Here is a 9886-nt window from a genome sequence, read left to right on the forward strand (position 1 = left end):
AGATGCCAGTGGCCCGCCTCATCCAGATCGAAGCGGCTGGTGATCTTGCCCGCCAGTGCCCCCTTGATCTCGGGCACCAGCTCCGCCGGGTTGATCCCCTTGAATTCGGTCGTCCCCTGCCACTGGACCCCCTTGCTCCAGGCCAGCTTGCCGTCGAGCTTGAGCTCCCCCTTGAGGGCCCCCAGCAGCAGCTCGATACGGCTCAGCTGGTTGAGATCCCCCTTGCCCGAGAGGGCCACCTTGAAGGGGGGCACATCGGTCCCCTTGCCGGCGGTGTTGAGCGCAAACTGGTAACCGGAGAGCTTGCCCTTGGCGCTCAGGGTGCCCTTGTCCAGCCGATAGCTGGGCTCATCCTTGGCGGGCTTGTGCAGGGGCCAGGAGAGGCTCTTCCAGTCCAGCGCCAGATCGAAGGGCAGATCCGGGTCGAGGGCCGCAAGGGATCCTTTGAGATTGGCGCCCACCGGCCCCTTGGCCTTGAGTGCCAGCCCAAGCTTGCCCACAGAACCGTCCAGGACGAGATTGACCTGCTCCCCCTTGAGCTCCCCGTCCAGCAGCCCTTGACGCGCCTTGGCATCCAGAGTCAGGGCGAGGGGGTAATCCTCGTGCAGGCGCACCTGACCACGCAAGGCCAGATCCGCCATGGCATGGCGCAAGGAGAGCTCCCGGATGTCGATGCGCTCCTCCTCGGCGGTGGCCGACAGCAAGAGGTTGTCTAGCCCCTCCACCAGCTCACCTTGCTGATAACGGAACGCCGTGGCTTTCAGCCCCTCCAGCTGGATGGGGAAAGGCAGTCGCACCGCCGGCAGCACCATGGGCTCGGGCTTGCTTGCGGCCTGCGTCTTGTCACCGGGGGCAGCCTTGCGCTCGCCGGCCGCCAGGGTGGCGCTTTTCTCATCCGCCGGTTTGGCGCCCTTGTCACTGGCCGCCTCCACCGGGGACGGTGCTACCACCACGTTCAGGCCATCGAGCACGGGGCCGCGCACGATGAGTCCGGCGCGATCCAGGGCGGCGCCAATGTCCAGATCCTTGAGGGTGATCGTCACGCCGGGCACCGCCACATCGAGATCGGCAACCTTGAGGCTGTCGACCTGGATTTTGAGCGGCAACGGATGCCAGACGAAGGGCTCCGACGGCTCTTCCGGCACCGGCTCGGACTCCGCCACCCGGACCACGGGGCGAGTCACCGCCAGAGTCTTGATCCAGAGCTTGCCCTGCAGGAGCTTGCCCAGATCCCAGTCCAGCACGGCCCGCTCCACGGTGACATCCACCAGCTCGTCCTGCCAGCCAACCCCTTCGAAGGTCCAGCCATAACCGAGTTGCCCCGCCACCAGCTCCCCCTTGAGGGAGGGCAGCGCGGCTCTGGCCTGTTGCCACAACCACTTGTTGCCCTGATGGGTGAAGCCCAGCAGGCTGACGCCGATGAGCAGCAGGAAGAAGAGGCCCATGAGCCACAAGAAAATGCGTTTTACCCAGATCACGATGCAGACCCCTGCAAGGAAAGCAGCCGCAGCGGCCAGCAAAGAGAAAGAAGAGGATGTGCGCCTGGTTGCCGGGTCATAGTTCCGGCCCCAGCGCGAAGTGCAGCCGCAGCGGCTTGTCCTCCTCGGAGATGCCCACCGCCAGATCGAGCCTGACCTGACCGATGGGGGTGACCCAGCGCACCCCGACCCCGGTGCCTATCTTCCAGGCCTCGCTGTAGTCGACGGTGGCGGTCCCGGCGTCCACGAACAGGGCGCCGAGCCACTTCTCGCTGAAGCGATAGTTGTACTCTAGGCTGCCGACGCTGGCGTAGCGCCCGCCGGTCAGCTTGCCATCGTCCCCCCGTGGCGAAATGGTCTCGTAACCGTAGCCCCGGACCGTCTGATCGCCGCCAGTGAAGAAGCGCAGGGAGGGGGGGACCAGGGAGAAATCATCCCCGACGATGGCCCCCTGTTCGGCCCGCATCAGGAAACGGTGATCTTCGCCCAGGGTGCGCAGCCACTTGCTGCGCCCCCACACCCGCATGAAGCTGATGTCGGACCCCCAGTAGGGGCTCGAGAACTCCATCGTCAGTTGCTGGCGATCCCCCCAATCCGGCACCAGACCGCCGCGCACCCGCAGCCGTGACCAGGAGACACCGGGGATCAGCAGCAGGCTGTTCCCCTCGTCCTGACCCTGGACGTAGCGCTCGTTCTCCAGGCGCACAAAGACGTCTCTGTCCCAGCTCTCCGGTCGGCGTGTCCAGCGGTGCACCCCGAAGGTGGCCAGATCGGAGCGGGTGTCGTTGTTGTCGGTGTATTGATAGCCCGCCTGCAGGGAGTAGTAATCCCGCAGCGGGTTGCCCACCGGGATCTGGTAGTCGAAGCTGAGCTCCGCTTCCGGCGCCGAGATCTTGGCGGTGCTGGAGAGGCGGTGACCATAGCGGTTCACCCAGGGTTTTTCCCAGGTGGCACTCAGGCGCGGCCCCACGTCCGTGGCATAACCGATACCGGTCTCAATCTCGTGATCGACCCGGTTGGAGAGGGTCACCTGCACCGGCACCCGGTTGCCCTCGGCCTGGCTGATCAGGGGTTTGATGTCCACCTGCTTGAACAGCTTGGTGGAGGAGACATCCTGGGACATCTCCGCCAGACGGATCGCCAGATAGGGATCACCGCTCTTGATGTTGATGAGCGGGCGAATAAGGTGCAGTGCCTCCGGCGTCGCGTCATAGCGGATCTCGCCGAAATGGTAACGCGGGCCAGAGCGAAACAGGATGTAGATCTCCGCCTTGCCCTGTTCCGGGAAAACCTTGACCTGGCTCTTGCTGATCTTGGCGTCAAAATAGCCGCGGGCCAGCCCCAGACTGCCGAGATCCGCCTTGATGGATTCATATTTGCCGTGGTTGAGGGGATCTCCCTCCTTCAGGGGCAGCTTGTCCAGCAGCTCGCTGTACACCTCGTCGCTCCCCGCATCCCCTTCCAGCAGGATGTCGAGGCGCGAGATGATCACGGGTTCCCCCCGCTCAATCTCGATCACCACCTTGGCGGGCGTCTTCTTGTCGCGGTTCAGGGTGATCTTGGGCTGGTAGTAGCCATAGACCTGCAGCGCCTTCTGTACGCTCTCGGTGATCTTGGCGCGGGCGGGGCGGTACTGGCGTTCCTGATAGACGGGCAGGGCGTTGAGGTAGGCCTCGACGTTGTCTTTCTGCTCTCCCCTGACCCCCTTGATCTGGTAGGTCAACTTGGCCGCCATGGCGGGCATCGCCATCAGCCAGAGAGCGAGGGCGAGCAGCAAGAGACCGGGCCCGGGGCGACGGGATCGCCCGGATGAAGTGCTCCCGGTGAGAAAAGTAGGATAGCATCCTGTCAAACGTCATTTTCCCCGAATAACATGATTTAAAGATTGTGTTATTTAGTACGATACCGAGACTCATCCCGGGCGAGTGCCGCTCATCCTAGCATAATCGCGACGGCGAAATCCCACGCTCGGGGCCCCTTTGCGTGCCGCTCTGCCGCCCCCGGTGCGGGGATCGCTTCGGCCCAGCAAGGAGCCAGCCGGGTGTGAGGAGCCAAACTGCGCACAATCCGGGCAAGGGGCGAACAAAACGCCACCACCTGCCCCGCCACGCCGGATCTCCCCTGGTAGCCTTGGGCTGGCAGCAGGGTCCGGCTCGTCGCGACAACCCTTGTCGGACACCCCGCATCCGACGGGTTTCGTCAACCCGTCCCCCTCGACTTGCTCCGTGCCCTCTTCCCCACCCTGCCTGCTATTGAACAGGAAAATAAGTTTAAATCAATCACTTGAATAGATGGCACTAAAGCTTCGTTCAATTCAATCGATTTATCCCGCTGCCCCTGCGCTCCGGCCTGTCCCACACTGATCCCAATCATCGCAGGAGAGACCCCATGCACCTACGTAGCGAACAACTGGCTGACTACATCGCCGACCGACTCGAGTTCATCACCTTCCTGGCCTGCTGCAGCGCCCTGCTGGCATTGCTGACCGGCATGAACGGCCAGCAGGCCCTCGCCTTCACCGCGCTCAATCTGCCCTTTGGCCTGGCCCTGCTGCTGGGCATGGCCCTGCTCGCCCCCCTGTCTGCCCACTGGCGCCTGCCCGGCATAGTCCTGCTGCTGGTGAGCGCAGCCCTGGCCACCCTGCAGATGGGGGGCAACTGGCTCAACCCCCTGGCCATCTGGAGCCTCTATGCCCTGCTGGGGCTGGAGATCCTCTGGCAATCCCGGGCCAGGGTCCCCCTGGCCACCGGCCCCCGGAGCCGGGTCTCGCGCCCGAGGGGCTGACGTGGAGGCGCAATTGCAGTAATCTTGCGCCCCCTTTCCCCTCGCCGAGGAGCATTCCGATGAAAAAAGCCTGTGCCCAGCACATCCTGGTCAAGACCGAGAAACAGTGTCTGGAGATCAAGGAGAAGCTCGCCAAGGGCGCCGATTTCAGCCAGATGGCCAAGCGTTTCTCCACCTGCCCTTCCGGCAAGCGTGGCGGCGATCTGGGAGAGTTCTCCAAGGGGGACATGGTCAAGTCCTTCGACGATGCCGTCTTCAAGGGGGAGTTGCTGACCGTGCTGGGGCCGGTGCGCACCAAGTTCGGCTTCCACCTCATCAAGGTGCTCTATCGCAACTGATCCAGGGCGACGAGGCCATCGGCTCTCTGAGCCGCACGCCTGGGATTGGAGATCATTTACTAACGTTATCAGGCAATTAAGTTTATCCTTCTGGGCATAGTTCCATCCTGACCCGTGGATCCCTCTTATGCACAGCTCTTTGTGGTGGCCGCTGCTGACCTGGCTATTGCCCCTTTGCGGGGCCCTTGGCAGCCGCGCCCATCTCTGGCCCTGGTGGCTCGGCTTCATCCTCTGTCTCGCCAGCGCCCTCCTCAGCCTCGTGCTGCTGCTGCGCCTGCCCTGGCGCTATCGCCGCACCACCAACCTCTGGCCGGATATCTGGGGCATCACTCCCCTGCTGTTGCCCCTGCTGTTTCTCGTCCAGGCGCTGCGCTCCCCCCTCACCAACGACGTCAGCACGGATCCCTACCATCCGCCACGGCTCCAGTGGGCCGAGCTGCTCAGAAGCCCGGAGGATCTCCCGATCTCCCCCCCGCCCCTGCAAGTATTTCCAAGCAACCCCGGTCCTCTCTATACCCGGGCATCCCCGGTCGAAGTGCTCGCGGAAGCCGAGGAACTGATGACGGAGCTGGGCTGGCAGGTTCATCCGGGCAGCGAGGGTATCGATGCCGTCGTCACCACCGGCTGGTTCGGGTTTCAGGATGACGTGGCCCTGCGGGTCTTTGCCGGGCCCAAAGAGACCCGTATCGACATGCGCTCCGCCTCGCGCCAGGGGCGCAGCGATCTGGGGGTCAACCGGGCACGGATCATCGATTTCCTGAATCGGTTGAACGAGCGTCTGGGCGGGGCCTACAAGCCCAAGATGGAGAAGCTCAAAGAGGAACAAGATGCGCATTGAGGTCAAACCGGACCGGGCCTACGCCTGGTTCATCCGCCCCTTCTTCTGGCTGCAGAAACGCAACTACGGTCAGGTGCTGATCCCGGGCAAGTGCTGGGGGCGCTCCCCCAGGCTGTTCGCCGCGGTCGCCACCCTCTACGGCGTCATCAACCGCAAGCGCTCCCCCATCGACCCCGTGCTGCGCTCCCTGGTGACGGTGCGGGTCTCCCAGCTCAACTGGTGTCGTTTCTGTGTCGACATCAACGCCATGACCCTCGTCAAGCGGGCAGGCTCCAGCGACAAGGTGGAGGCGCTGGCCCGGTGGCGCGACAGCCCCTTGTTCGACGAGCGGGAACGGGCCGTGCTGGACTATGCCGAGGCCATGACCGGGCTAGATGGCGTGAGCGACGAGCAGGCCGCTCGCCTCAAGCCCTGGTTCGATGACGACGCCCTGGTGGAGCTCACCGGCCTCATCGCCTTCCAGAACATGTCCGCCAAGTTCAATGCCGCTCTCGACATCGCTCCCCAGGGGTTCTGCCAGTTGCCGGTGCAACCCGAGCGCCCCCTCGACAAGGGGCAGGGATGAACCAGGCACGCCTGCTGCTGTTGCTGGCGATGGGGGCCCTGGTCGGCACCTTCTTTGCCCTCGACCTTGACCACTATCTGAGCCTCACCCAGTTGCAGGCACACCAGGCGCGCCTGACCCTTTGGGTCGACCGCCATGTTGTCGCAGCCAGCCTGCTGTTTCTGGTGATCTATGTGCTCACCACCGCCCTCTCCCTGCCGGGGGCGGCCCTGCTCACCCTGGCGGGCAGCGCCGTCTTCGGCATCCTGTGGGGGCTCTTGCTGGTCTCCTTTGCCAGCTCCCTCGGCGCCACCTTGGCCTTTCTCAGTGCCCGCTTCCTGCTGCGGGACTGGGTCGAGACGCGCTTTGGCGACAAGCTGGCGAGCGTTCAGGCCGGCATGCAAAAGGAGGGGGCCTTCTATTTGCTGAGCCTGCGCCTCATCCCCCTCTTCCCCTTCTTTCTGGTCAACCTGGTGATGGGGCTCACCCCCATCAGAGTCAGCACCTACTACTGGGTCAGCCAGCTCGGCATGCTGCCGGGCACCCTCGTCTACGTGCTGGCGGGGAGCGAGCTGGCTACCCTCACCAGCACAGGCAACCTCTTCTCCCCCGACCTGCTGGCCGCCCTGACCCTGCTCGGCCTGATGCCCTGGCTGATGCGTGCCTTGCAGCGCCGTCTCGCCCTCTACCGGTTGCACGCCCCCTACCGCAAGCCGGCGCGCTTTGACTACAACCTGCTGGTGATAGGCGCCGGTGCCGGAGGCCTGGTCACCAGCTACATCGCCGCCGCGGTGAAAGCCAGAGTGGCCCTCATCGAGCAGCACAGGATGGGGGGGGATTGCCTCCATACCGGCTGCGTCCCCTCCAAGGCGCTGATCCGAAGCGCCCGCTTCGCTATTGAACAGCGCAAGGCCGGGGAGCTTGGTTTTACCCCGAGCCAGAGCCGCGCCGACTTTGCCGCCGTGATGGCGCGGGTCGCCCGGGTCATCGAGGAGGTCGAACCCCACGACTCGGTGGCGCGCTATGAAGGACTTGGGGTGGAGTGCATCCAGGGGCGGGCGCGAGTCACCTCCCCCTGGGAGGTGGAGGTCAACGGCAAGCGCCTGACCAGCCGTCATATCGTGATCGCCACCGGCGCCCGACCCCGGGTACCCGCACTGCCAGGGCTGGACAGGGTTCCCTACCTCACCTCCGACACTATCTGGCAGCGACTGCGCGAGCCCCCCCGCCATCTGCTGGTGCTGGGAGGAGGCCCCATCGGCTGCGAGCTGGCCCAGAGCCTGGCCTTGCTCGATATCCCCGTCACCCTGGTGGAGCAAGGCCCTCAGCTGCTGCCCCGGGAAGATAGGGACGTCGCCGGGGCCCTGGCCGCACAGCTGGAGCACGACGGTGTCACCCTGCACCTCGGCTGGCAGGCTACCTCGGCCGGGTATATGGACGGTAAAGGCGCCAACCTGCCCATCCGGCTGTACCTGCGCCGGGGGGACGAGACGCTGGTGGTTGAGGGGGACCAGCTGCTGCTGGCCCTTGGCCGGGAGGCCAACGTCAGCGGTTTCGGGCTGGAGGCGCTGGGGGTTGAACTGGCCCCCGGCGGCACCTTGGCCATCGACGGCTTCCTCGCCACCAACTACCCCAGCATCCTGGCGGTGGGGGACGTTGCCGGCCCCTACCAGTTCACCCATTTTGCCGCTCATCAGGCCTGGTATGCCGCCATCAACGCCCTCTTTGGCCAGTTCAGGCGCTTTCGGGCAGACTACAGGGTCATGCCGGCGGCCACCTATACCAGTCCGGAGATAGCCCGGGTCGGCCTCAACCAGAAAGAGGCTCGGGCCCGAGGCATCCCCTTCGAGTCGACCCGCTTCGAGATGGCCGAGCTGGACAGAGCCATCACCGACGGCGAGTCAGGGGGCTTTGTCGAGGTGCTGACGGTGCCGGGCCGTGACAGGATACTCGGGGCCACCATAGTGGGTGCTCACGCCGGCGAGCGGATCGCCGAGTTTGCTCTCGCCATGCGCCACCGCCTGGGACTTGGCAAGATCCTCGCCACCGTTCACCCCTACCCCACCCTGATGGAGGGGAACAAGTACGTGGCTGGCGCCTGGCGCCGTGCCCGCCAGCCCGGGCGCCTGCTGGCGCTGCTGGCCCGTTATCACCGCTGGCGCCGCGGCGCCTGACTCTGACGAGGCAACCATCATGTTCACGACCCGACTTCGCGCCCTGCTCCGTCCCCTGATGGCCGCTGTCCCCCTGCTGCTGGCCTCCCCGCTCCACGCCAATGACGCATCGTGGCAGCAGACCTTGCTGGCCGCCAGGGGGCAGACCGTCTACTTCAACGCCTGGGGGGGCAGCCCCGAGATCAACGCCTACCTGGTGTGGGCCAGGCAGGAGATCGCTCGCCAGTACCAGGTCGAGCTGGTGCAGGTGAAGGTGGATGACATCGCCCAGAGCGTGAGCCAGTTGCTGGCCGGCAAACAGGCTGGCAAGACGTCGAACGGCCCCATCGACCTGCTCTGGGTCAACGGCGAGAACTTCAAGGCGCTCAAGGAGCAGGGGCTGCTGGGGGCCCCCTTTACCGACGAGCTGCCCAACATGGCCCTGGTGGACACCGCCCTGCCGGTGAGTGAAGACTTCACCGTGCCGGTAGAGGGGCTCGAGGCCCCCTGGGGCATAGGCCAGCTCAATCTGATGGTGGATGGCGACCAGGTAGACATTCCTCCCACCTCGGCGGCCGCCCTGCTGGCCTGGACCAAGGCTCACCCCGGCCGCTTCACCTACCCCAAGCCTCCCCAGTTTCACGGCTCGAGCTTTCTCAAGCAGATCCTGCTGGAGCTGACACCGGATCCGGCGCCCCTCTATCGGGAGGCGACCGATGCCGACTTCCTTCGCATCACCGCCCCTCTCTGGGCCTGGCTCGACCAGCTTCACCCCGCGCTCTGGCGAAAGGGCAGGCTCTTCCCCACCGGCGCCGCCGAGACCAGGCAGTTGCTCGATGACGGCGAGCTGGCCATGGCCATCAGCTTCAACCCGGGGGAAGCCCAGAGTTCGGTGCAAAACGGCACCCTGCCCCCCACCGTCCAGGCCATCGCCATGGAAAAAGGGGCGCTCACCAACAGCCATTTCCTCGCCATCCCCTTCAATGCCTCCGCCCGGGCCGGGGCCAAGGTGGTGGTCAACTTCCTGCTGAGCCCCGCCGCCCAGGCGCGCAAGAGCGACCCCGCCTTCTGGGGGGATCCCAGCGTGCTGCGCCAGGAGGCACTGCCAGGCCAGACCCGTCCGGCATTGCGCTTCAAGGGGGTGGCAGAGCCCCACCCCAGCTGGCAAACCCGGCTGGAAGCGGCCTGGGCCGAGCGCTACGGCCACTGATCCATCATGCAGGCGCGCGCCCCTCTTCTCCTCCTGCTGCCCTTTTTGATGCTGGGAGCCTTGCTACTGGGGATCCCGCTCGCCGGGGGCCTGCTGTTGCTGGTCATCGAGGGGCTCACCCCCGCCAATCTATCCCTCTTGCTCCCCCAGCCCGGACTCTGGCACTCCGCAGGGTTGAGCCTCTGGGTGGCGGGCGCCTCCACCCTGGGGACCCTCGGCGCCACCGCCCTGCTGCTCGCCCAGGGGGACGGGCGTCCCTGGATGCGCTGGCTGCGCCGCCTGCTCTCCCCCCTGCTGGCGCTTCCCCACGTCGCCTTTGCCATCGGCATCGCCTTTCTGATCGCTCCCTCCGGCTGGCTGCTGCGCCTCGTCGCTCCCCTGCTTGACCTCATCCATCAGCCCCCGGACTGGCAAACCCTCAAGGATCCCTGGGGGCTTGGCCTCATTGTGGTGCTCATCCTCAAGGAGACCCCCTTCCTGCTGCTGATGGCGCTGGCGGCACTGGATCCCGCCAAGGTGGCGCGCCAGCAGTGGCTGGGGG

The 9886-nt window shown here is 65.5% G+C and carries 7 protein-coding genes and 2 pseudogenes; 7 read left to right on the plus strand and 2 right to left on the minus strand.

Translation table 11 applies throughout. The features are described 5' to 3' along the window. Positions 1 to 1478, minus strand: a pseudogene (locus AACR77_RS07480) (translocation/assembly module TamB domain-containing protein); the annotation flags it as partial. 76 nt (positions 1479 to 1554) lie between these two features. Then, a complete protein-coding gene (gene tamA, locus AACR77_RS07485; RefSeq protein ID WP_042017328.1) occupies positions 1555 to 3330 on the minus strand; it encodes an autotransporter assembly complex protein TamA in 1776 nt (591 codons plus the stop codon). A gap of 536 nt (positions 3331 to 3866) precedes the next feature. On the opposite strand from tamA, the gene AACR77_RS07490 reads away from it, so the two are divergent. The 7 genes and pseudogenes from AACR77_RS07490 to AACR77_RS07520 form a co-directional block, all read left to right on the plus strand. Continuing rightward, positions 3867 to 4262 carry a hypothetical protein gene (locus AACR77_RS07490; protein ID WP_042878109.1) on the plus strand — a complete coding sequence of 132 codons (396 nt, stop codon included), beginning with the start codon at positions 3867 to 3869 and terminating at the stop codon, positions 4260 to 4262. Between the two features lie 59 nt (positions 4263 to 4321). Further along, entirely contained in the window at positions 4322 to 4600 is a 279-nt protein-coding gene (locus AACR77_RS07495) for a peptidylprolyl isomerase (protein WP_039039827.1), read from the plus strand. 127 nt (positions 4601 to 4727) lie between these two features. Then, complete coding sequence (locus AACR77_RS07500) at positions 4728 to 5438, plus strand: DUF1499 domain-containing protein (protein ID WP_042878111.1); 711 nt, start codon at positions 4728 to 4730, stop codon at positions 5436 to 5438. Beyond that, on the plus strand, positions 5428 to 6003 hold the full coding sequence (locus AACR77_RS07505) for a carboxymuconolactone decarboxylase family protein (RefSeq protein WP_039039829.1): 576 nt from the start codon (positions 5428 to 5430) through the stop codon (positions 6001 to 6003). The genes AACR77_RS07500 and AACR77_RS07505 overlap by 11 nt, the downstream gene beginning before the upstream one ends. Further along, positions 6000 to 8156, plus strand: coding sequence for an FAD-dependent oxidoreductase (locus AACR77_RS07510; protein ID WP_042878113.1), 2157 nt, complete (start codon positions 6000 to 6002; stop codon positions 8154 to 8156). Before AACR77_RS07505 ends, AACR77_RS07510 begins: the two co-directional genes overlap by 4 nt. A gap of 19 nt (positions 8157 to 8175) precedes the next feature. After that, a complete protein-coding gene (locus AACR77_RS07515) occupies positions 8176 to 9345 on the plus strand; it encodes an ABC transporter substrate-binding protein (RefSeq protein WP_042878138.1) in 1170 nt (389 codons plus the stop codon). Positions 9346 to 9351: 6 nt separating this feature from the next. Beyond that, positions 9352 to 9886, plus strand: a pseudogene (locus AACR77_RS07520) (ABC transporter permease); the annotation flags it as partial.

Origin of the sequence: Aeromonas sp. ZOR0002, assembly GCF_963866995.1 — a bacterium.
In the GTDB taxonomy this organism is placed as follows: domain Bacteria; phylum Pseudomonadota; class Gammaproteobacteria; order Enterobacterales; family Aeromonadaceae; genus Aeromonas; species Aeromonas caviae.